16 protein-coding genes are annotated in these 23,943 nt (G+C 32.1%); 13 read left to right on the top strand and 3 right to left on the bottom strand.

Annotated elements, in window-relative coordinates; all coding sequences use genetic code 11:
- Nucleotides 1–59 precede the first annotated feature (59 nt).
- The 6 genes from ACWNT5_RS09405 (at nucleotide 60) to ACWNT5_RS09380 (ending at nucleotide 7,756) form a co-directional block, all read left to right on the top strand.
- Nucleotides 60–917: a hypothetical protein gene (locus ACWNT5_RS09405; RefSeq protein WP_456517204.1), complete on the top strand. Its 858-nt coding sequence runs from the start codon at nucleotides 60–62 to the stop codon at nucleotides 915–917.
- A gap of 151 nt (nucleotides 918–1,068) precedes the next feature.
- Nucleotides 1,069–1,848, top strand: coding sequence for a hypothetical protein (locus tag ACWNT5_RS09400; RefSeq protein ID WP_456517203.1), 780 nt, complete (start codon nucleotides 1,069–1,071; stop codon nucleotides 1,846–1,848).
- 82 nt (nucleotides 1,849–1,930) lie between these two features.
- Entirely contained in the window at nucleotides 1,931–3,100 is a 1,170-nt protein-coding gene (locus ACWNT5_RS09395) for a PA3715 family protein (protein ID WP_456517202.1), read from the top strand.
- 624 nt (nucleotides 3,101–3,724) lie between these two features.
- On the top strand, nucleotides 3,725–4,399 hold the full coding sequence (locus tag ACWNT5_RS09390) for a hypothetical protein (RefSeq protein ID WP_299601071.1): 675 nt from the start codon (nucleotides 3,725–3,727) through the stop codon (nucleotides 4,397–4,399).
- A 299-nt stretch (nucleotides 4,400–4,698) separates the two neighbouring features.
- Nucleotides 4,699–5,442, top strand: a complete 744-nt coding sequence (locus ACWNT5_RS09385) for a hypothetical protein (protein ID WP_456517201.1) — start codon at nucleotides 4,699–4,701, stop codon at nucleotides 5,440–5,442.
- Nucleotides 5,443–7,240: 1,798 nt separating this feature from the next.
- Complete coding sequence (locus ACWNT5_RS09380; protein ID WP_456517200.1) at nucleotides 7,241–7,756, top strand: hypothetical protein; 516 nt, start codon at nucleotides 7,241–7,243, stop codon at nucleotides 7,754–7,756.
- A 252-nt stretch (nucleotides 7,757–8,008) separates the two neighbouring features.
- On the opposite strand, the gene ACWNT5_RS09375 is transcribed toward ACWNT5_RS09380, so the two are convergent.
- On the bottom strand, nucleotides 8,009–9,364 hold the full coding sequence (locus ACWNT5_RS09375) for a hypothetical protein (RefSeq protein ID WP_456517199.1): 1,356 nt from the start codon (nucleotides 9,362–9,364) through the stop codon (nucleotides 8,009–8,011).
- Nucleotides 9,365–9,634: 270 nt separating this feature from the next.
- Between ACWNT5_RS09375 and ACWNT5_RS09370 the strand changes: the two genes are divergently transcribed.
- Genes ACWNT5_RS09370 through ACWNT5_RS09340 form a run of 7 tightly spaced genes read left to right on the top strand, consistent with a single transcriptional unit; the run spans nucleotide 9,635 to nucleotide 22,351 of the window.
- Entirely contained in the window at nucleotides 9,635–11,194 is a 1,560-nt protein-coding gene (locus tag ACWNT5_RS09370) for an N-6 DNA methylase (protein WP_456517198.1), read from the top strand.
- Nucleotides 11,184–12,308: a restriction endonuclease subunit S gene (locus ACWNT5_RS09365; RefSeq protein WP_456517197.1), complete on the top strand. Its 1,125-nt coding sequence runs from the start codon at nucleotides 11,184–11,186 to the stop codon at nucleotides 12,306–12,308. Before ACWNT5_RS09370 ends, ACWNT5_RS09365 begins: the two co-directional genes overlap by 11 nt.
- A gap of 1 nt (nucleotide 12,309) precedes the next feature.
- The gene (locus tag ACWNT5_RS09360) at nucleotides 12,310–13,287 is read left to right on the top strand and encodes a bacteriophage abortive infection AbiH family protein (protein ID WP_456517196.1); all 978 of its coding nucleotides are present in this window, start codon (nucleotides 12,310–12,312) and stop codon (nucleotides 13,285–13,287) included.
- A 2-nt stretch (nucleotides 13,288–13,289) separates the two neighbouring features.
- On the top strand, nucleotides 13,290–16,436 hold the full coding sequence (locus ACWNT5_RS09355; RefSeq protein ID WP_456517195.1) for a type I restriction endonuclease subunit R: 3,147 nt from the start codon (nucleotides 13,290–13,292) through the stop codon (nucleotides 16,434–16,436).
- Nucleotides 16,437–16,444: 8 nt separating this feature from the next.
- Nucleotides 16,445–19,225 (top strand): P-loop NTPase fold protein, encoded by a 2,781-nt coding sequence (locus tag ACWNT5_RS09350; RefSeq protein ID WP_456517194.1) that lies wholly within the window; start codon nucleotides 16,445–16,447, stop codon nucleotides 19,223–19,225.
- A gap of 25 nt (nucleotides 19,226–19,250) precedes the next feature.
- Nucleotides 19,251–21,119 carry an McrB family protein gene (locus ACWNT5_RS09345; RefSeq protein WP_456517193.1) on the top strand — a complete coding sequence of 623 codons (1,869 nt, stop codon included), beginning with the start codon at nucleotides 19,251–19,253 and terminating at the stop codon, nucleotides 21,117–21,119.
- An 8-nt stretch (nucleotides 21,120–21,127) separates the two neighbouring features.
- A complete protein-coding gene (locus tag ACWNT5_RS09340; RefSeq protein ID WP_456517192.1) occupies nucleotides 21,128–22,351 on the top strand; it encodes an McrC family protein in 1,224 nt (407 codons plus the stop codon).
- Between the two features lie 339 nt (nucleotides 22,352–22,690).
- On the opposite strand, the gene ACWNT5_RS09335 is transcribed toward ACWNT5_RS09340, so the two are convergent.
- Both ACWNT5_RS09335 and ACWNT5_RS09330 read right to left on the bottom strand, forming a co-directional pair.
- The gene (locus ACWNT5_RS09335) at nucleotides 22,691–23,062 is read right to left on the bottom strand and encodes a DoxX family protein (RefSeq protein ID WP_456517191.1); all 372 of its coding nucleotides are present in this window, start codon (nucleotides 23,060–23,062) and stop codon (nucleotides 22,691–22,693) included.
- 161 nt (nucleotides 23,063–23,223) lie between these two features.
- Complete coding sequence (locus ACWNT5_RS09330) at nucleotides 23,224–23,622, bottom strand: alkyl hydroperoxide reductase (RefSeq protein WP_456517190.1); 399 nt, start codon at nucleotides 23,620–23,622, stop codon at nucleotides 23,224–23,226.
- Between the last annotated feature and the right edge of the window lie 321 nt (nucleotides 23,623–23,943).

Raw genomic sequence — 23,943 nt, 5'->3', positions numbered from 1 at the left:
AGTATTTTATCTTTTGGCTCACTTTGTTTGTTTTGAATTTATCAAGTCAAAAAAGAAATGTGATTATAAAAAGAACAGTTCAAGATGTTCCATTAAGTTCAGTAATCAAAAAAGGCTGTTTAGATACTTTAATTGTAGAAAAGAGAGAAAACAAAATTTTCAATCAATTTGTTGTACAAAAACAAAAGAATTCATCACTTTCTGTAATCATTAAAGCAATTCAAGATTCGACCTTGTCTGGAGTATTAACAGAGAATGAAAAAGATAAATTGATAGAGGTTTTTACGAAAGTTAAAACTATTAGTGCTAAAAACTTACAAAGAGTAAATCCAACTGGTAATTGTGGTACATATTTCCAAGATAAATCGAGTGTTGATTTATTAGATATCAATTTTGATTATAACTTTTTTAGACCTGATAGTTTCCATAATACAGAAGAAAAAGATAGAGAGACTCTAATATTAAAGAAATACATAGATTCATCAAAAGTGGTTTTTGAAAATGAACCTTTTTACTCAGAAAAAGGTTCTTATTTTGAGATAAATAAAAACAAGGATCAATATTTTTCTAAAAATTATGAATTCTATTCTAATGATGGAGGAGATTTTTTTACCGCATATAAGATTTCTAATATTTTAGATTATGATAATAGTTGGTTAAAATCAGGAATACTTCATCGTTCTTTTTTTAAACATTATTTCTCAGACGAAAAAAGATTTATAAGTAGTCAAGAAGATGAAACGTTGGATGTAACAGATCATTATACATACTTTGAAACAGAAGTAGACGATAATAATTCTGTCCTTCATAGTATAATTATTTATTATGTTACTTTAGACAGTAGTAACTCTTCAGAGAAAGTTGAGTTTACAATAAAAAAAGATTTATTAACATTCAAAGGCATTGTTTCTGAGTAAATAACACGACAACAAGATCATTGTAAACGGAAAATATTTTGTATACTGATTTATCGGGTTTGGGAATTATAAAATGATATCTACAAATTTATCACATACATTATTTACTATATATGAGTATTGGTTACACAGATTCATCTTCAATAGCTTAATGTTTTGCCTTTTTTTCTTTTTTATATCCTTAGCATATGGGCAAAAAAGTTCTAATGAAATTTCAATTATAAAGGATTCTATAGTTTGTAAAGGAAATACTCAAGCTAATTATAGTTATATTAATTTAAATAATGTTAGTAAATACAAGTCTATAAATAATTATTTATTAAATGACATAAAAGAAATGTTCGATGCAGATTCAGGTGTTTTATCGATAGATGAAATTTTGACCAAACACATCGCATCTAAAAGAGAGCAATGTGATAAAGAAGGAATGATTAAAGGTTTAATAACTTATGATCAAAACATTATTTATCAGAATAAGTCATTTGTTGGAGTACATATATTTGCCGAATATTTTGCAGGGAATATCACTACTACAAGTGATTATGTGAGTTTCAACTTGAAAACTGATCAAGTCATGACTATAAATCAGATATTCGAAGAAAGTAAAATATTATCTTTTTCTGAAAAGTGTAATGAAATACTTCAAAAGACTATTGAATTTGACAAGGAAGATTGGCAACAGGAGTTAACAGAGACAGCATATAAGGACTATATCACAATAATTAATACAGCGGAAATAACTGTTGATGTTTTTAAAACGTTAGAATTTCTATTTACAAAAGAAAAAGGAAAAGAAGGTTTGCGATTTTTTTATACTGTTGGATTTGACTATATAAATATTAATTGGGAGCCTTACCCCGAAATATTTTTCACTTTCGAAGAATTAAAACCTTATCTAAAAAATGAAGTTCTAGAACAATTAGCTATGTAATGGCTAAAAGTTATAATCATATTTTAATAAATCAAATTATAAGAACTATTCATCTGTATTTCAAAAAAACAAACACATTCCATTGAAAAATCTATTTACCTTATTTACACTTATTCTTCTTATTTCCTGCAATTCCAAACCTACGGAAACGAAACAAGAAGGTGTTACTATTCTAGAAGATGGCACTAAAGTAGAGGATGCTGTAGAGCGTATTCAGGAAAAAGTAGAAGACGCTGTAGAAAGTAGAGAAGAACCTGTAGAAACTAATGAAACTTCTGATCAATCTGAAGATATTTTTCAACCAACTCCATTTATTGCTAAAATTCTAAACCAATTGGGAGTGCAACCCAAACAGGTGTATGAGGAGTTTGTGGTGCAAAAGGTAATGCCTTATGATGCCAGTAGTACAATTGTGGTGATTCCTACTGTAGCGAGTCAGGAGTATGATTGGGAAGTTTTTACGTTAAATAGTTATGTATTGGTAGTAGATTCCGAAACAGCGAAGATCAAACAACAGTTTTACGAAAAAGAAAGCTGGTACTCAGATGCTATTGAGCTTCGGGAAATAGGAATTGATACTGCTAACTATATAGTTGCTGAAGGGAAAAGAGCTTTTGGAGTTACATTGTATTATATTGGAGCTTCCAGACCGAATCCTATGAATTCTAAAACCCTGTCTTTATTTGTTCAGGAAGAGAATACATTGGTGCAGATTTTAGACGAATTCGAAATACATTCCTTTTGGGGTGAATGGGACGTTCAATGTACTGGAGAATTTACTAAAGTGGATAAGATTCTGATAATGGATACTAATCCGTATAATGGATTTTATGATATTAAAGTGAGAGTAGAAACTAAAAACATAGAATCTTTTGAGAAAGGAGAAGATGATTGTGATGAAAAGGCGACTATACAAACATCCAAACAATTACTGCGCTATTATGATAGTTATCAGTTGTATAATAGAACCTATGTTTTAGAAACAAAGGCTTCTTGTGGATTAGAAATCAAATTAACGGGCGACCAGTACCATCTAAAAACTAGCAAACGAGAACACGCAGGAACCTATAAAATCCAAGATGGATATATCACCTTCAAAGGATTATTAGCCGATAATCCCAAAAGAGAAGTACAAGGTAGTTATAACGAAGATGAAATCGTGATACAAAATTATGGCAACGCCATGAATGAGTTTACCGTCTTCGAAGAATGCTCAGACCAAAAGTACTTGCGTTTGGTGTTAGAGGATTGATGTTTTTAATTGCATCCTTCTAAATCTCCCTTCGAAGGATTATAAATACATCCATTTAGTCTAAAAAGGTATTCATTTTAATAATGAAGTGGTTTAAACTTTTTTCAATTTGCTAAAAAAATGCTTTTTTGTACCCATATTTCACAATTTTTGACTTCCGTAGCGCTGCTATGCAACTAAAAAATTACTTCATCTGATCACAAAACTGCTATTTTTCACTTAAATCAAAAAAGTTTAAACCACTTCAATTCTTAGTGATTTCTGTTCAGTATAATAATTGCTGTATACTGGCCTATCAAAAAGAATTTTAAAAATCAAGGCAGCCGTTTGGGTTTGGGATGAAAAACTGTTTGAACGTAGTGAGTTTTTTTCATCCGTGGCTGGTGATGCCGTAGTATTTTCTTAAGTTCGTTTTGTAAGCCTAGACTTTTTTTGTTTCTTTTTTTGGCAATGAAAAAAAGAAAAGAACTAAATAGATTAAAGGAAATTACAATGATATAACTTTTTAAAAAATCATCGTATCATTTCGACTTCTATACATACGAACTTCAACATATAATTAGTTATTATGTAAAAAGGAATAATCTTTGTTACATATTCTGAAATCATCAAAGTTTCTTTCTTATGAAGCAATACATTCTTTTAATCATTCTATTATGGAATATGCAAGGCTTTGCGATTCAGCATGACTATATAGCATTAAAGCAGCAAATCGAAAGAATTCAAAAAGAAAAACAAAGTGCCTATAACAGCGCAGTTTCCGAAGAAGAGAAAGAAGTGATTATCGCAGAAACACGAACCTATATTTTCAATACATTAATTGATAAAGTAATTCCTTTTTGGTATGGAACACCATGGGATTATAATGGTCATACCAAAACACCAGGAAAAGGAAAAATTGCTTGTGGTTATTTTATTACGACCACTTTAGAAGATATGGGATTTAATATTCCAAGATACAAATGGGCACAATCTGCATCAGAAGTATTCATCAAAAAATTAGCGGGCAATAATATAAAACGTTTTACAAACGCTTCTATCGCTAAAGTTGAATCTTATGTATTACAAAAGGGTGATGAACTATATCTAGTAGGTCTAGATGATCATACGGGATATATTGTGGTAAAAGATCAGAAAATCAAGTTTATACATGCAAATTATTACCAACCAGAAATCGGTGTAATGTCTGAAACCTTAGACACAGAAAATCCACTAAAAAATTCCAGTTATCGAGTGATCGGATCCTTATTATCAGATACGATGGTACTTAATTGGATAATGAATACACAGTATCAATAGGAATTTGGGATTGTTATATCCTTAAAGCATACTGTTTTTACTTCCAAGAATTAATGTATTAATGAGAATTACTATAGATGATTTTGTAGAATTCATTATATCTAACAACCTTTTAAATGTTGATCAGGACTATTGATACTTTACTTTATTGTTTAAATAGAAATATTGAAAGAAAAAATATTCGGCAATTCAATTTAAAAAAATAAGGGAATCTTCCAACCATAACAGTGGTTTTCAGGGGTGTTTTTCATGTAGGAAAATTGTTACTTTGATTTCAGCAACTGACAACACACAAAGCTATGCCCATTTTTACGATTCAAGAACACCTAGAACATTATCAAACATTAAAAAGTCAATTCGTATCTCCATATCATAAATCACAAGTATTGATGGAGGTAAACTTATATAAAAAGGTAATACATACAGGACTTATCCAACATATCCAGAAAAGTCCGATTATCGAATTCTACACGACAACAGACAGAAAAGAAATACCAAAAAAGCATTGGACACCACAGATGAAAAATGCTGCATTAGCCTATATCAAGGAATATCCTGTTTGGGATGCAGGTAAGAATTTTTCTGTGATAGGGAAGACTTTATTTTCCATAGCAGGTATTGGAGTATTGGCAGCTTGTATTTTTATTTTTTATTTAGCCTTTTTTACTACTCCACAGTCTAAAAATGCTATCGATGAGTTTGTTTCTTTACCAGAAATAGGGGATAAGTATTATGGATTTATTCATCAGGTTATCGATGAAAACCAACCACCTTTTTTAGCACATGGATGGATCAAAATAGTAGAAACTAATCCAAAAGATAGTACGTGTAAGTATGTAACAAGCGCTAGTTTAGGAGAACTTACTTTTGATACGCTAGAAGCTGAGCATACCAATTTTTCTGCCCAGCTGATCGAAGGGAAGTTTATCGCCGACAAATCTTCTCAAAAGATCTCTATTGTTTCATATGACAAACGAATGAAGTTTGATGCACAAGTCATGGGAAATAACAAAGGACATTATAAAATAAATTCTATTAAATAGGAATACTCATATCAATCACAAATCTATTCAGTGTCTCAAATTATAAAAAAGGCTTTTCAAGTACTCGTTATAATCAGTTGTTTAACCCGCTTTATGCAATAGAACTTCGTAATGAAGCTTTGAGATGCAATAAATACTGGCTTTTTCTTGATTTCAGCATTGCATCGCTATGGTTAGATTAAAAAGAGTAGTGAAGCGGTAGTATTTGCAGTAGCTCAAAGATGGAATAGATTTTCTACTGTATAAAACGGGTTTAATCATTTTAGGTACAGGTTATTATCTTATAAAAACAAGTGTCTATCAAAGGAATCTTTTTCCGTTCTTGATGCCTGGTATCCGAAATTAAACCGCGAATAATGTTCTTACTCTCGTCCTAAGAAAATATTACTTCAAAGCGCATACGTGTCGAAGTTTTGTTGGGCTTCGAGATGGATACTGAGCTGTCACACTTAGTCTGTCGGGCTTCGAGAGCCTCAGCCCTCGGAATGATTCGAACCCTGAGGCTCTCGAAGGGTGGTAATGCAAAAAAGAATGTATCAACTATAAAAAGTTATTTAAACAGAACATATTTTTAGGGCTTCGAGATGGATACTGAGCTTCCTCCATAGGCGGACACGTGTCGAAGTAACAGGCCTTGGATAGGTTCGAACCCTGAGGCTCTCGAAGGGTGGTAATGCAAAAAAGAACGTACTACAACCCACGAAATGATTCGAACACTGAGGAGACTCGATGGTAGTGTTTACCGGGTTTCGAGAGCCTCAACCCTCGGAGATAGAACGAAACCCTCAGTGCAGTCAAAGTAAAGCCCTCAACACATTTTTAATCTCGTCCTAAGAAAATAATACGTAAAAAATGAAGAGAGCCAAGCGTAACATAAAATTCGCAAAATGTTGTAGGATATAATATAGCAGTAATACTATTGATCAAATGATTGTTTATGTGAGTACACATAGTTTCATTTTATGTAGTGGAGTGATCAAAATTTTTAGTATTGTTTTCTTCAGACTAGCGTTTTTTGGTTAGTCACCCTGAGCCTCCTCCAAAGGCGGACACATGTCGAAGGGTGGGCAATGCAAAAAAGAATATACTACAGCCTTCGAAGGTAATTTGAACCCTGAGGAGACTCGATGGGTGAGTTTATAGGGCTTCGAGAGCCTCAACCCTCGAATTGATTCGAACACTGAGCGAAGCCGAAGTGTAAGCTGTCACAACGCCAGTATATTCTTCAAAAACCAAATCAAAGCTGTCAGTAACGATCTACTGAGAAAGCGTTTAATGAAATATTCAAAATGTAGGTTTCTAAAAAGAATACGTTTTTAACCCTTTGTATTATAGTGATTTATCAAAACGTCAGCCTGTCAGTAGAAATTTTGTTGATTGAAGAATATATAATGATTTACAGAATAAGTTAGTAATTAATAAGTTAAGTTTTGTTTTTAACACAAAATTATCAATAAAGTCAATGAATTCTTAAATTATCGGTATTGTAATTGACGATACATCATCTCAAATGAATGTTAAACTCAATCTGGATGTGTTTATGTTGAGTTTTAGATATTGTTGTCATACTAAGTATATCGGGCTTCGAGAGCCTCAGCCCTCGGAATCCGAACCCTGAGGCACTCGAAGGGTGAGCTGTCACACTGAGCCTGTCGAAGTGCTGTCGAAGTACAGCCCTCGAATGGAATCCGAACCCTGAGCGTAGCCGAAGGGTGAGCCTGTGATACATTAGTTGTCTATAGATTGACAATTAGTATTTAATCAATTTAAACCTCCAGATTACTAAAACAAATGAAGTATGAGTAATGTATTAAACAACCGATTATCGGTAACCGTAGATCCAGCCGTGATCACAGAAGTAAAAAACAGAATTGAGGAAATCAATACGCTGTTACCATTTTTAACAGGATTGACAAAGGAGGAACGTAGAACCCTTCCAAAGATCAATCGTAGTAACAAGATCTTTGTAGAAGATACTTTGGATAGTATGCGCCAAAACGGGAATATCCTTCCTAATTTTATTAGTGTGGATGAAGTGGAGAAGGATTATGATTTGTATAATGAGCTTAAGGTACTGGCATTAGAATTAGCACAGTTAACCGAAAAGGTTAATGACACACGTATCCTAGCAGGATCCGAAGCCTATACCACATCCTTATTAGCGTATAAAATGTTTGGCGTAGCGGCTAATAGTGGAGTAGCGGGAGCAGAGGCATTGCATAATAGACTCAAAGAGCGTTTCGTTATTGCTGGTGGTAGTTCCACCGATGACGATACCCCAGACGAAATCGATGAGAATTCGGACGCAGCGTAGTGAAACTTCGAGAGCCTCAGTCTCCATCGAAGAGTGAGGTTCTCGAACTCTGAAGAACCGGGCTTCGACTCGGATGCTGAGCGTGTCGAAGTACAGCCCTCGGAATCCGAACACTGAGCTGTCACACTGTCCCGATAGCTATCGGGAGTCGAAGTGCTGTTGAAGGATCGAAGCACAGCCTACGCTATTTACCAAACACCCCTAATCATTAGGAATAATGGTTAGGGGTGTTTTTTTGTTTAATTATATTCACTAATTTTTGGTATTCAAAATATTATAGGTAATTCCTATAAAGTACCCCCATTGTATTTTTTTAAAAGTAGGTATTTCTTGACCGGCAGGGATATTAAGACCTTGTGCATCTTCTGATACGGCTCCGGATAACTCATTCATTCTCGCTAAGGCAGCACCAGTACTGATTGCTAATTGATTCTTTTTACCCAATAAAATACTGGGTCCGAATAAATACCTGGTTTCTCCATCAAAAGGAGATACCGCTATTCCCAAATTAAGTCCCAAGCTGGTAGCGCTAGAAAATTTATAATGCAGATGGGCCAATGCACCTATGGAAACATCAACATTATCCTGATCTTCTTTAATAATAGAAGTGGTGTTCGCATCACGTGATTGTAAAAAGTACTTGTCTTCTGTAATATTGTTAAAAACAAAACCAGAAGAGAATCCTAATTTCCATTTATTTACTTTGCTATAATAATCGATAGTTTTTTTAACCAGTGTATCTTTTGTAAAGGTGTTCACTATTGCAATGTTAACTTCCAGAATGTCTCCCTCAGGAACCAAATACTTTTCAGAGGTTTTGGAATTAGAATAATTACTTGCTTTAACAATCAATTGCCAGTAGTTAAGATACTCTTTTGCACTATAGGAGTTGGCAATTATCTCCATTTGGGCTTTATAAAGTAATAGTTCACTTTCATGCAGTTCCTCAGGATCTAAAATTTTCGCAAGCTTGTTATTAAAGAATGTATTCGCTGCTTGTATATAGTGAATAGTCGAAAGTACTTCTTCTTTTAGGATTTGTTGATTTACGATGTTGCTTTTATCATCGGGATCAATCTTTAAATTATCAGATGTAAAACCAGAACTCCAACGTGCTAATATTGTATCGATTTGTTGGTTGATGGCATCTCTATCGTTGTTTTGTAATTCTTTGTATAGTTTAAGCGTTTCAACTTTTAGCCAATCTAGCTTGTTTTTTTTATTTATTACTTTATTCAGAATCTTAGAGAAATAATCTGTTTTTTCATCTTCTCCAGTTATACCCAAAAAACCTTCGGTACTGTCACCAAATGTAATGCTCTCCGATATACTTGGCAAAATTAGTTTTAGCGGTTCTGGAATTGAAGAAACCAATTTTTTTGGTTTAGCATTGATTTTCACATCCATAAAGGCTGTGTTAACACCTGTTATTTTAATCACATATTCTTTATTAGGATCTAAATCTTCAATATCTTTTTTGGTCTCTAGTGTTCTTCCTTTTTTTTTGTAGTCTATTTCTAATTCTATTTGTTGGGTATAACCATTAAAAGACACGTATAACAAACAAATAATACTTAATAATGAAAGAGAGTTTATTTTTAAATACATAAAATGTTGGTTTTTTAGTTACCCTAAAAGTAAGTGAAATCGTTTTGATATTACATACCCAACAACAGGTATATTTAAAATTTAGGATTCATAAATATTGCTTATATTCGGGGAAATAATAAACTTTTTAATGATAGAATTTAATTTTTGTCTAAATGTCCCAAGTAATGTCACCAATTCTTAATAATTATCATAATCGTATAATAAACGAGATTAGATTTTCTATTCGTCTTAGGTTTTCTATTTTTAGCAGATAATTATAAATAGAGTATGGCGAAGAAAGTAGTAAAAACAAAATCTATAGAGGAAAGCCTTTGGCAATCATGCGATAAATTGAGAGGCTCGATTGAACCCAGTGAATATAAGCATGTGGTACTAGGCTTAATCTTTTTAAAATTTGCAAGTGATAAATTTGAAGAACGCAGAGAGGAATTAATTAAAGAAGGCAAAGAAAAATATGTAGAAATGAAAGACTTCTACAATATGAAAAATGTCTTTTTCTTAAACGAAACCTCTCGTTGGAACTACATAAAAGCCAATGCGAAACAAGACGATTTAGCACTTAAAATTGATACGGCTTTACACCAAATAGAAAAAAATAATCCTGCGCTTAAAGGGGCATTGCCAGATAATTACTTTTCTCGTTTAGGTTTGGATAAAACCAAACTAGCATCATTAATTGATGAAATAAGTAAGATAAACACCTTAGATGATAAAGAAACTGATATTGTCGGTCGTGTTTATGAATATTTCTTAAAAAAATTCGCCATTAAAGAAGGAAAAACAAAAGGAGAATTCTATACACCTAAAACTATTGTAAACTTAATAGCAGAAATGATAGAACCTTACAAAGGTATTATCTATGACCCTGCTTGTGGTACTGGTGGAATGTTTGTGCAGTCTATTAAATTTATCGAAAACCATCAAGGAAACAAAAAAGAGGTTTCTATCTACGGACAAGAGTATACTAAAACAACCTATAAACTGGCTAAAATGAATTTAGCCATTAGAGGAATTACAGGAAACTTAGGTGAGAAAGATGCTGATACTTTTCATCAAGATTTGCATCCAGATTTAAAAGCCGATTACATAATGGCTAATCCACCTTTTAATCAAAAAGATTGGAGAGGCGAAAATGAACTAACAAACGACCCTCGCTGGAAAGGTTATGATGTGCCACCAAAATCAAATGCCAATTACGGTTGGATACTGAATATGGTGTCTAAACTATCTGAAAATGGTGTTGCTGGTTTTATACTGGCAAATGGCGCACTTTCTGGTGGTGGAGAAGAATACAAGATTCGTAAAAAATTAATTGAAAATAATTTAGTTGATGCAATTGTAATTATACCAAGAAACACATTTTATCATACCGACATTTCAGTAACACTTTGGATTTTAAATAAGAATAAAACAAAGCATACTGCTCAAATAAACAAGCAAACTAAAAACTACAGAGAGCGTAACGAAGTTCTATTCATGGATTTAAGACGTTGGGGAAGCGTTTATGAAAAGAAGTTTATTGAACTTACAAAAGACCATATTGAAGAAATAGCCAACAATTACCACAACTGGCAACAAGAAGATTTCCAAAACACATATAAAAATGTACCTGAATTTTGCTATTCGGCTTCATTTGAAGAAATAAAAACTAGTGATTTTTCTTTAGTGCCTAGTAAATACATAGAGTTTGTAGATGCAGATAGCGGTATTGACTTCGACAGCGAAATGAAACGCATACAACAAGATTTTAAAGCGCTTTTAAAAGAAGAAAAACAAAGCCAAGACCAATTAATTAACGCCTTTAAAACTTTAGGGTATGAGCTATAAACGTTTGGGCGATTATATACATTTGGTTGATAACCGTAATAAAGATTTATATTTTGACAATCTGCTAGGTATAAACATTACTAAAAACTTTATGCCTTCTGTGGCAAATGTTACCAATACAGATTTGTCAAAATATAAAGTCATAAAGAAAGGTCAGTTTGCTTATTCTGGAATGCAAACAGGAAGAGATGAAACGATAAGGATTGTTCTCTACACGGAAGATAAACCTGCAATTATTTCACCTGCTTATTCAGTTATTGAGGTAAATGATGAAAGCAAATTGCTTCCCGAATTTATGATGATGTGGTTTCAAAGACCCGAATCTGACAGGTATGGTTGGTTCATTAGTGATAGTAGTGTGCGAGCAAATTTAGACTATGAGAGACTATGCGATATTGAAATCCCAATCCCAGGGGATATAGAAGAACAACGCAAATACGTAAACCTATACCAAGGATTGCTTAACAACCAAAAATGTTATGAGAAAAGTTTAGAAGATTTACAACTTATTTGCGATACCTATATTGAAAATCTTATCAAAACTGAAAAGCCCAAAACACTTGGAGATTACATTATTCCTATCGAAGCAAGAAATAAAGATGGACAAATTAAACTATTTCAAGGAATTAGTAATAACAAGCATTTTATGACACCTAAACAGATTGGTGCAAATATTTTTTCAGCTAAAGTTGTCAAAAAAGGTCAATTCGCATATAATCGAGCAACTACGAGAAATGGTGAAAAAATTTCTATTGCCTATCGTTCTGGTGAAGATTGTGCAGTGTCCTCTGCATACCAAGTTTTTGAAATTAGCAAACCTGAAGAGCTATTACCTGAATACCTCTTAATGTATTTCAAAAGAAGTGAATTTGATAGGTATGCAAGATTTAAGTCCGAAGGAAGTGCCCACGAATTTTTTGATTATGATAATATGTGTAGAGTTAAACTTCCAATACCAGACATAAAAATTCAAGAGGCTATTGTAACTATTTATCACACCTTAGAAACTCGTAAAAAATTAAATGAAAATTTAAAAGCTAAAATACAACCACTTTGCCCAATATTAATGCGTGGTGTGGTAGAAAATATAATACGAAATCCAATCGCCATTTAATATGAAAAAAGAAAGAAATCATAAGACGCTCTACATCATAGGCAACGGATTCGATTTACACCATAACTTAGATACGTGGTACACCTCATTTGGCCTATTTCTAAAAAAACATTATAGTGATATTTATGAGGTATTTATGGAGTACTACGGTTTTGGCGATTTAGATGAAGAGGATGAAGAAAGTCTAAAAGACCCTATGTGGTGGGAATTTGAAGCTTCCTTAGCCCAAATGGATGGTGACTTATTATTAGAAAACCATACAGAACATACACCGAACTACGGTAGTGATGATTACAGAGATAGGGACCTTTATAATATTCAAATATATATCCAAAACATTGTTGCAAAGGCTACTATAAATATGCGACAGGCATTTGAAGAATTTATCAATAATGTAGATTATCCTGAGTTATCAGAAAATCAATTAGCCAACATTAATAGAGAATCACTTTTTCTCACATTTAACTACACTGATACATTGGAGCGTTATTACGGTGTAGCACGTGAAAATATTGAACATATCCATAATAAAGCTGGTGAAGGCAATGCTTTAATATTAGGTCACGGCATAGACCCAGATGAATTTGAAAAGCAAGAAGAACAACCACCCGAAGATCCAGAAGAAAGAGAGCGTTGGGAAGAATGGATGGCAGATCAATATGATTATTCTATAGAAAGAGGAAAAGATGAAGTGCGTGGTTACTTTAAAGAATCATTTAAACCAACAGAAGATGTTATAGCTCAAAAGCATTCGTTTTTTGAAAAACTCAATGACATAGAAACTGTCTACGTTTTAGGACATTCTTTAGCAGAAGTAGATATCCCTTATTTCAGAAAATTAACAGAATATCTTAATGGTAACGAAGAATGGGTAGTTTCATATTTCCGTGAAACTGAAATAATAAATAGAAAAGCAATAGTAAAATCCTTAGGTGTCGCAGAAGAAAAGATACATCTAACGGTCATAAGTGAATTATAATTATGGGGAAATTCACAGAAGCACAATTAGAAAATGCTTTTGCCGAAGTTTTGGCAAATGAAGGGTATCCACATCATTTAGGCAATACCTTAAATCGTGCTGAGGATGAAGTGATATTGGAAGACGATTTACGTGCTTTTTTAAATTTAAGCTATACTAAAGAAAATATCACAACTACAGAAATAGAAGGTGTTATTTTACAATTAAAAACCTTGCCTGCTTCTGACCTTTACGAAAGCAACAAACGTTTTATGCGTATGCTTTCAGATGGGTTTATTCTCAAAAGAGAAAACCCCAACCAAAAGGATATGTATATCAATTTGGTAGACTATTCTGAGGCAGATAATAATATCTACAAGTTTGTAAATCAATTAGAAATTATAGGCAGCCACAAACGTATTCCAGATGGTATTTTATACATAAATGGTTTGCCTTTGGTGGTGTTTGAGTTTAAGTCTGCCATTAGAGAGGAAGCTACCATATTTAATGCCTATGAACAACTAACGGTTCGCTACAAAAGAGACATCCCACAACTGTTTATTTACAATACGTTTTGTGTGATAAGTGATGGTGTAAATAATAAAGCAGGTTCGTTTTTTGCACCTTATGAGTTTTATTATGCTTGGAGACGAATAGCTGGTTTAGCCAAAGACGTAGATGGCATAGATTCTATGTTTACTTTGGTACAAGGTATGTTGTACAAAAAACGGTTGCGAGATATTATTCGCAATTTTATCTACCTACCCGATAGCAGCAAAAAAGACGAGAAAATTGTGTGTCGTTATCCTCAGTATTATGCGGCTAGAGCATTATATAACAATATTAAACTAGCTCAAAAGCCAGAAGGAAACGGTAAAGGTGGAACTTATTTTGGTGCCACAGGATGCGGAAAGAGTTTTACAATGTTGTTCTTAACACGCTTATTAATGAAAAGCGAATATTTTAAGAATCCAACCATTGTACTCATCACAGACCGAACCGATTTAGACGACCAACTTTCAGCACAATTTACCAATGCCAAAAATTATGTAGGCGACAATGGCATTGTAAGTGTAGAAAGTCGAGACCATTTACGAGAATTATTACAAGGTTGCGAATCTGGTGGCGTGTTTTTAACAACCATTCATAAGTTTACCGAAGATTTAGAATTACTCACAGAACGTACCAATGTCATTTGTATTTCTGATGAAGCCCATAGAAGTCAAACGAATTTAGACCAAAAAATAAAAGTTACCGAAAAAGGTGTTCAAAAAACCTATGGTTTTGCAAAATACTTACACGATTCTTTACCTAATGCCACCTTTGTAGGTTTTACAGGAACACCAATAGATGCAACATTAGATGTATTTGGTAAAGTAGTAGATTCATACACAATGACAGAATCTGTAAAAGATGAAATTACGGTAAGAATTGTGTATGAAGGAAGAGCTGCAAAAGTAATTTTAAACAACAGTGAACTAGAAAAAATTGAAAAATACTACGAAGAAGCTGCCGAAGCTGGTGCCAATGAATATCAAGTAGAAGAAAGCAAAAAGCAATCGGCAAATATGAATGCCATTTTGGGCGACCCAGATGTGCTACAAAAAATAGCAGTTGACTTTGTTGATCATTATGAAAATAGAATTAATGAAGGCGCTACGGTAAAAGGTAAAGCTATGTTTGTTTGCCCAAGCAGACCTATTGCTTATGAATTTTATAAAAACGTCATTGCATTGAGACCAGAATGGGCAGAAATAAAACAAGCTGAAGATGGAGCTGAATTAACAGATAAAGACAAACGACACATAAAACCAATGGAACGTGTTAAAATGATCATGACACGTGGTAAAGATGACCCAGAAGCGTTATATGATGCTTTAGGGACAAAAGAATATCGTAAAGAATTAGACCGTCAGTTTAAAAATGAAAAATCAAACTTTAAAATAGCTATTGTTGTGGATATGTGGCTTACTGGTTTTGATGTGCCATTTTTAGACAGTATTTATATTTATAAACCTATTCAGCAACATAATTTAATACAAACTATTTCTCGTGTAAATCGAAAATTTGCAGGAAAAAACAAAGGATTGGTAGTCGATTATATTGGTATTAAAAAAGCAATGAATTTAGCCTTAGCTAAGTACGGAAAAGGCGATCAAGATAATTTTGAAGATATAGAATCATCCTTAATTGCGGTTCGTAATCACTTAGATTTACTAGCTAAATTCTTCCATAAGTTTAATAATAGTAAATATTTTAATGGTTCAGTATTAGACCAGTTAAACACTTTAAACCAAGCAGCAGAATTTGTACAAGTCACCAAAGAAGCTGAAACCCGTTTTATGGGCCTAGTCAAAAGACTAAAAGCAGCTTACGATATTTGTGCAGGAAGTGAAAAACTAACCCAAGAAGAAAGAGATTATACGCATTTCTATTTAGCAGTTCGTTCTATTGTGTTTAAGTTAACCAAAGGTGATGCACCAGACACCGCACAAATGAATGCTAAAGTACGCGATATGATTAAGGATGCTTTGCAAAGTGATGGTGTAGAAGAAATATTTAAACTTGGTGAAAACACAGAAGCCGAACAAGACATTTTTGATGATGATTATTTAGCCAAAATAGACAAGATAAAATTACCCAATACTAAAATTAAGCTACTTCAAAAGCTATTAGCGAAAGCTATTGGAGAAATCAAAAAAGTAAATAAGGTAAAGGGAATTGATTTTACAAAAAAAATGGACTCTCTTGTAGCAAAATATAATGATAGAAGTGAAAATGACATTTTAAGAAGTGAAGTGTATGAAGAAATGGCTGAAGCATTAACTGAAATGATTATGCAAGTTCGTGATGAATTCAACGCAGGAGAAGAACTCGGAATTGATTTTGAAGAAAAGGCATTTTATGATATTCTTCTAGAATTATGTAATAAATATGATTTTACGTATCCTGAAGATAAATTAATCGAATTAGCACAAGCAGTCAAAAATTTGGTAGATAGTCAAGCAAAATTCCCAGATTGGAATAAAAGAGAGGATATAAAATCCGCTTTAAAAGTTGGTTTAATTTTATTATTAGATGAATTTGGGTATCCACCTGTAGAACGAGACGAAGTTTATGAAGAAATATTCTCACAAGCTGAGAATTTTAAGAAGTATCATAATATTTAAAATTGCTTATGAAAGAAAAACTAAATAGTAAAAAGCTAAGGTTAGTTATAATCTATTTTATGGCAATTGCGCTATTTTTAATCTTTAAGCCGAAAATAGAAGTTTTTCTTTCTAAATTAGATAATTCTTTTACCGTTGATCATTTTTCTTTCAAGATAGGTTATGTTATCCTATGTTTCATAGTAATTACTTGGTACGTATTTATAATTGAAAAGAAATATATTTTCAATCCTATTCATAATTTAACTTTGTTGTTAATTGGATCTTTTTATGGTATTTTAAGATTCGGTTACGATACTATTGTTTTTTTACCACCAGAAGACATTATAAAATATCTAGATGTTTTATTCTTTGTGTTGTTACTTCATGGAATTGCTCTTTATTTAAGGTATAAAGAGGGTAAATCTTCGGAACTTCCTATAAAGAATGATCCTATTCACTTTATTGAAGATATTCCCTTAGTAAATGAGGTGATTGATAACGAGTATATTGTCGATCATCTTATAACTACAATTAAAAGTTTTACCCCAAAGGAATCTTACTCTATAGGTGTTAATGCGGTATGGGGATACGGTAAATCTACTTTTTTAAAGCGATTTGAATATAAAGTAAAGGAAAGTAACCCAGAGACTATAGTTTTCTGGTATCATTTATGGAAAAATAAGGGTGAATCAGCAATTATTGAGAATTTTTTTGCTGAATTGAAGAAGCAATTGGCACCTTACTCAGGTAATTTTTCAAGCACTATAGATAAATATGTAGATGCCGTCGTAGCGCATGTACCAGATGTGCTACAAAAAATTGTCGCTTCCGGGAAAAGTATTTTATTTAAAGATAAAACATTAGAAGAATATTATAATGTTATTAATAAAGGCATCTGCCAAATTAATAGACAGATTATAGTTCTTTTAGATGATTTGGATAGATTGGATGAAAAAGAAATTTTACAATCTTTTAAACTTATTAGAACTTTAGCAGATTTTAATAATGTCATTTTTATTGCAGGATATCATCGTCAGTATATTACTAATACGATAGGAAAAAATAAGCAAAACTATATTGACAAAATTTTTAATGTAGAAATAGATCTTCTTCCGTTTAACGAAAAAAGAATCGAAGAAGAATTAATTTTACAAGTCAAAAAATCATTCCCAGTTATTGAAAGTACCTTAGATACTCTTCGATATGATATTGCATTTGAAAATTTATTTATAACAGAAGAACCTCAATTTGAACATATGGAAATTAGTTTAGAAAATTCATCGAATTCTTCTAATATTTTAAGTTCATCTATCGAAATAACCTACAGGCACTTTCTTCTAACATTTAGAGATATTAAGAGATTTATTAATGAGTTTAAATTCAATGCGTTTTTCTTAGAAAGTAAAGAAAATGTTGTTTTTAAGGAATACATACTTCTTAAACTCTGCACTTATAAGTATAGAGTTTTGCAAAGTTTGATATTTAATCGATTGGATGTTTTATTAACTTTAAAAAACATCGATGGTCTCGAACTTGACTCCATGTATGAGGGACTATACGGAAAACCAGATATCTACATATATGATCAGAAGGCTAAAGATAAAGTTTCTGAAATTATTTCTAAAAATGAGGGTTTTAACGAAACAGATTTTGAATTAATAGATGCCGTATTGATCAAATTATTTGGAGAGAAAACAAAACATTATTATAATGAAAATCAGAATTGTATAGCCAAAATAAGTTATACTAATATTTATATTCGTAATAATATTGCAGGTGCATTATTTAAAATCAGTGACTTTCAGAAAGCATTTGAAAATAATACCTTAAATTCTTTCTTAGATCAGTTTAAGAGTTTAACTAGACAATCTCTATCAAGTGCAGAAAATGAATTAAAGTTATTCATTTTTAGATCAAATATCACTGATAAAAAACAGTTTTTTGATGTATTTAATACCATTAATGGCCTTTCTGTGATAACGCAGTCAGAAGATCGTCAAAGTCTAATCATTCTCTTTAATGAGATTATGAAAAAAGTTTATGATGGTAATAAACAATCCTTTTTAGATGATTTTAAACAGGAAATTTTATCAAATAGTTCGATTGGTACTATAGACTGGTTGTTAAATGATATTAATAAAAACGAAAAACGTTCTGAACGACCAGAACTATATACTTCTACTGGGATTATTCGATATGAAAATGACCTTTTTGATAACACTTTCTTAAAAGAAATACTGATTGCAAAGTTTCAAAAAACAATAGAAAGTAATGTGTCAGTTAGTATAAGATTATCGGGATATCATTTGTATACAGAAAAAATAGTAGTAGATCATAGAATAATACGATCGAAACAAGCCGATGAATTAATTAAGAGTAATATTACAAAACCAGAAAATTTTGATGTATACTTAAAAGAAGGTTTTTTTGATTTCTCGAACTCTTCAAAGGAAAGATCAGCAGAATATGATACTCATGAACCTTGGCCTTTTTTAGATCAAATGTTTTCTAATCCAAAAACATTAGATGATTTACTTGCAGATCCACTTAATGAAAAACTATATATACAATTTTCTAATGAAGGTTGGGATAATTATTATAAGTTTTTGGCAGGTATTGAAAATCCTATAAACGATAAAGGGAATTATGCTAATGAAAGATTAGAAAAGAATCTAAGATTATTAAGAAAGTTTATCGAGAAAGGATACAAGTCACTGACGAATGCTGAATATGAAACAATAATAAATTCAAGGTTAATAAAACCTCCCTCAAGGGTTAGAAAAAATTCTGATAAAGGTAAATATTAGTAATTAATGATTTTAAAACCTACTTATGGATTTTTTTACTAAAAAAGAATTTGAACTATTAAATAAATATAAAGGGAAGTCTTGTAATAGATCAATTCCTGAATTTGCTGAGACTTATGATATTTTAGTTGAAGCTTATAAGAAAGTAGAAGAATGGGCTAATCTTATTACAGGTTCCATTTTTAAAGATGGAGTTGTTAAAATATGGAAAAAACCAACAAGTCAGGCAAGTAAATTTGATGGATATTTGTGGGCTAAGATATATCCAACAAAGACTGATTTGGAGGATAAATGGCTAGCAATAACAGTTGGTTTAGATGACGATTTCCATTATAATATAAAGATAGATACTGTAGGGCTAAAAGATGATCCTATCTTAAGAAAGAGTTATGAAAGGTATCGTGGGGATTTTTTTAATTCGGATATAGTAATACGTCATTTTGTTGATGATATAACTAATTGGGATGAATTAATTTCTACAAGCAAAAATGCTATATATAAATTAATTAAACTTTATCCAAAGGTAAAAGAATTAAAGACTAACAGAAGTTCAGCTTTGAATTTGACTGAAATTAATGAGAATAAGATGATATATCAAGAAAAGACTATTAACCAAATTTTATACGGTCCACCTGGAACTGGAAAAACATATAAAACAAAAGAGCTGGCGGTTAATATAGTTAATTCTGATTTTAATATAGATGGAGCACTACCCTTAAAAGAACAACGAATTAAAATTAATAAGGAATATGAAAGATTATTTGAAGGAGGTCAAATAGTATTTACCACCTTTCATCAGAGTATGAGCTATGAGGATTTTGTAGAAGGGATAAAACCAGATACCTTAGAAGGTAAAATTTCTTATGATATTGTTCCTGGTATTTTTAAAGAATTATGTGAAATAGCAGATACTAAAAGTAATTCTAATTTTGAAGAAGTATTAAGAAACTTTAAAAATGATCTAGAAGAAAAACAAAAGATCACGGTCGATACAGGATCAATTATATTCGATGTTTTCTACACGGGAGGTAAAACTTTTAAAATTAATCCAAAAGAATCAAAAAATAAGAACCCTATGTATCCTGCATCGATACAGAATTTATTAAAATTATATAAGAATATACCAGATGAAGGAATGTATAATCCTTCTTATGTAAAAGGGATCCTTAATTATTTATTCAAAAATTATAAATTAACTCCATATGAAGAAGTAAAAGGAGGAATAGATAAAAATTACGTTTTGGTTATTGATGAAATAAATAGAGGTAATGTTTCACAAATTTTTGGTGAGTTAATCACATTGTTAGAACCAGATAAGCGTATCGGTAATAAAGAAGAAATACGAATCAAGTTACCATATTCAAAAACTCCTTTTGGTGTTCCAAAAAACCTATATATTATAGGAACTATGAATACAGCAGATAGATCTGTAGAGGCCTTAGACACTGCTTTACGTAGACGTTTTTCTTTCGTGGAGATGATGCCTGATCCAGAAGTGATTACCCCAAGAGAAGTTGAAGGTATAGATATAAAAACTGTACTAGAAACTATAAATAAAAGAGTAGAAGTACTTATCGACCGAGATCATACTATAGGACATTCCTATTTTATGGGGATTACTTCTTTAGGGGATTTAGCAAATGTGTTTAAGGATAAAGTTATTCCGTTATTACAAGAATACTTTTACGGCGATTATGGCAAAATAGGTTTGGTGTTGGGAGATGGTTTTGTGAAGGTAGAAACCGATAAACAGACCGATTTTGCCAAGTTTGCATATCCTGATGCTCGAGACTTTAGTACAACAAAATATACTTTGATAGATATCGATATGGAGAATATAGAAAGTGCTATTGGTTCGCTACTAAACATTACGACAAAACAAATGACAACATAGAAAATAAATTGGGGAACTACAAGAGCATATCTGTTTATGAGCACCAACGACTTTGTGTTGGAGATCAGGGTTTTTTGGATACTCATCTCAAAGCATTGTTAAAGTTAAATGAATATCACGGTTTCTCATATTTTGAAGTTATTGTTAATGGTATAAAGTTCAAACAATACGTTGGCGTCATTCAGGTAGATGGTTTAATAATAGAAATTCACCCTAAAGCTGATAAAAACGATATAGATAGTAAATGGAAAGGAGTGTTACTACAAATGCTACAAGCTTGTGGAAAATTAAAAGCGTCATCAGCGGGCTCAGCTCTGGTAAGTAAAACACACTTAAATTTGCTAGAAGTTTATTTTGAGTTATATCTATCAGAATTACAGCAATTACTGCATAGAGGATTAATCAAACAATACAGAAAAGAAACAGCAAACGTAAAAACCTTAAAAGGTAAATTAGAATTTGCAGGACATATTCAACGAAATCAAATTAATAAAGAACGATTTTATACAACGCATCAGGTTTATGATAAAGATCACTTACTACATCAAATATTGAAGAAAGCTCTAGATATAGTTGCTAATTTTTCTAGAGGAAGTTATTTGTATGATCATTGTCAACGAGTATTATTAGATTTTCCTGAGGTTACAAGTACCAAAGCGACTAAGAAACAATTAGATCAAATTAAACTAACTCGTAAAGCAGAACCCTATCGATATGCTTTAGAATTGGCACGTTTGATCATCCTAAATTATTCTCCGGATATATCAAATGGAAAAGAGAAAATGATTTCGTTACTATTTGATATGAATAAGCTTTGGGAAGAATATGTCTTAGTTCAGTTACAAAAATATTGTCGAGATCATCATACCGACTTAAAGATTTCTGGTCGACAAACAAAGAGATTTATAAATTCAAATTATTTACAACCTGATATTATTATTGTCAAGGATAATAAAACTTTTATTATTGACACCAAATGGAAAATACCGGAGAATACAACAGCTTCCATTTCAGATTTAAGACAGATGTATACCTATGCACGTTTTTGGAATGCAGAAAAAGTCATGTTATTGTATCCGGGTAATAGAAACAGTGATGAATTCAGACAATTTGAGAATATGCTAGACGAACCTAAACATCAATGTAAATTGGGATTTATTTCTGTGTTAGATAATGATGATAAACTGGATTCTAAAGTTGGTAAAAATATTGTTTATCAATTAGAAATATAAAACATGCAAACAATTGATTGGCCATTTTTACTATTTACACTAGCGTTAGTGGGTATATTGATAAGTTTTTTGTTTAAGCTTCAATGCCCACGATGTAAAGCAAAATTCTACTTTATAAAACGTGTAGGGAAAAATGATTTGGGGGCAGACCTTTCTCATCCACATCAACGTATCTATCGAAAGTATTATCAATGCAGAAAATGTAAACACGAATGGAGCATCATAGAAAAAAGAAGTGATCGTGGGGATATAGATTAATTGCTCACAAACCAGTTCTTTCCTAAAGAAAACAACCATCCAAAATTATATAAAAATAAAGGACAGGTACACTCGATCATATTATCCCCTCACACACCAAGCCCAAACCATAAACAACGGATGAATGACTATGAGTCGTATCCAAGCAACCCAACTGGGAACGCATAAACCATCGGGAATACAACTACCTATTTTGATAAAATAGACATGAGAAGGAATAAAAGCGATCAATAAAGCAATGATTAGATAAGCAGAAATTCTACGAGTGCCTTTATATAAAACCCCAATACTTAGCAAGACTTCTACCAGACCACTACTGTAATTAATAAATTCTGGATATCCTAAATATTCAGGGATCAGCGGTAAGTAAAAGTCAGGATACACGAAATGATTGATACCCGCGATAAAAAAGAAACCGGAGAGGAGATATAGAAAAAATTGTTTAAGCTGCATTACCATACATATTTAACCATACTATTTTTTAGTTCTGTTATGTTTACCAAGAAATTTTATAAGACTATTTTTTTTTCGTTAGTCACCCTGAGCTTGTCGAAGGGTTGGCAATGAAAAAAAGAAAAGCATAAAATAATAGGTTTTCTATTGCATAAAGCTATTTATATCCATTTAATTTTTTTCAGTTGGTGCGTTTTTCTAAGGATTAAAAAGAAAGGGATCCACCATATAAAATCATTAGTAATCAGCGTATAGAAAAATTCCAAAGGTACTTCTCCAGTCACATAGTTAAACAGAAATCCTAGCGGCCCAAAGATTTTACCCAAAAATCCAACCATTACAATAGGCCAGTGGGTAGTAGGATCTTGCGCTGCCCACCAATAGCCCAGACCATACACCCCAATCACCATACCCATACCTTGCCAAATCATAGGATGGGTGGGGAGTTCCATACCTACCAATTCAAAAAAATGATCGGGAAACAATACCACCCAAGCTCCCCATAGTAGGTTGTATATCGCTGCCGCTCTTAGTACTGTAAACATTTGTTTTTTGCTCATATCGGATCTTTTATGCTTTCTAAAAACAAGGTATATAAAATGCGTTGCGTAACACATTAATCAAATGATAATTTTTCTATAAAGTATGGAGAGTTATATCTTTTTGAATTACTCATACTTCGACTTCGCTCACACTTCGACTTCGCTCAGTGTTCGAATTATGTTTGAGGGCTGTATTTTGACAGCACTTCGACAAGCTCCTTTAGATTTGTTTTTTAGATATTTATGAAAGAGAAAGGAAACAAAAGTAACCTATGACAAGGCTCTAAGTTTTAAGACTTATAAGCTGATTTAGACTTTTGTTTCCCTTTTCATCAAAAG

The sequence above is a fragment of the Aquimarina sp. 433 genome (genome assembly GCF_054054605.1).
Note: the sequence above shows the minus strand (reverse complement) of the source record. Positions and strands in the feature narration are given on the sequence as shown.

What these genes read in the sequence shown, in the direction of transcription:
- ACWNT5_RS09400 (WP_456517203.1), top strand. Translation starts at nt 1,069, where the DNA reads ATGTTTTGCCTTTTTTTCTTTTTTATATCCTTAGCATATGGGCAAAAA.
- ACWNT5_RS09390 (WP_299601071.1), top strand. Translation starts at nt 3,725, where the DNA reads ATGAAGCAATACATTCTTTTAATCATTCTATTATGGAATATGCAAGGC.
- ACWNT5_RS09385 (WP_456517201.1), top strand. Translation starts at nt 4,699, where the DNA reads ATGCCCATTTTTACGATTCAAGAACACCTAGAACATTATCAAACATTA.
- ACWNT5_RS09380 (WP_456517200.1), top strand. Translation starts at nt 7,241, where the DNA reads ATGAGTAATGTATTAAACAACCGATTATCGGTAACCGTAGATCCAGCC.
- ACWNT5_RS09375 (WP_456517199.1), bottom strand. Translation starts at nt 9,364, where the DNA reads ATGTATTTAAAAATAAACTCTCTTTCATTATTAAGTATTATTTGTTTG.
- ACWNT5_RS09370 (WP_456517198.1), top strand. Translation starts at nt 9,635, where the DNA reads ATGGCGAAGAAAGTAGTAAAAACAAAATCTATAGAGGAAAGCCTTTGG.
- ACWNT5_RS09365 (WP_456517197.1), top strand. Translation starts at nt 11,184, where the DNA reads ATGAGCTATAAACGTTTGGGCGATTATATACATTTGGTTGATAACCGT.
- ACWNT5_RS09360 (WP_456517196.1), top strand. Translation starts at nt 12,310, where the DNA reads ATGAAAAAAGAAAGAAATCATAAGACGCTCTACATCATAGGCAACGGA.
- ACWNT5_RS09355 (WP_456517195.1), top strand. Translation starts at nt 13,290, where the DNA reads ATGGGGAAATTCACAGAAGCACAATTAGAAAATGCTTTTGCCGAAGTT.
- ACWNT5_RS09350 (WP_456517194.1), top strand. Translation starts at nt 16,445, where the DNA reads ATGAAAGAAAAACTAAATAGTAAAAAGCTAAGGTTAGTTATAATCTAT.
- ACWNT5_RS09345 (WP_456517193.1), top strand. Translation starts at nt 19,251, where the DNA reads ATGGATTTTTTTACTAAAAAAGAATTTGAACTATTAAATAAATATAAA.
- ACWNT5_RS09335 (WP_456517191.1), bottom strand. Translation starts at nt 23,062, where the DNA reads ATGCAGCTTAAACAATTTTTTCTATATCTCCTCTCCGGTTTCTTTTTT.
- ACWNT5_RS09330 (WP_456517190.1), bottom strand. Translation starts at nt 23,622, where the DNA reads ATGAGCAAAAAACAAATGTTTACAGTACTAAGAGCGGCAGCGATATAC.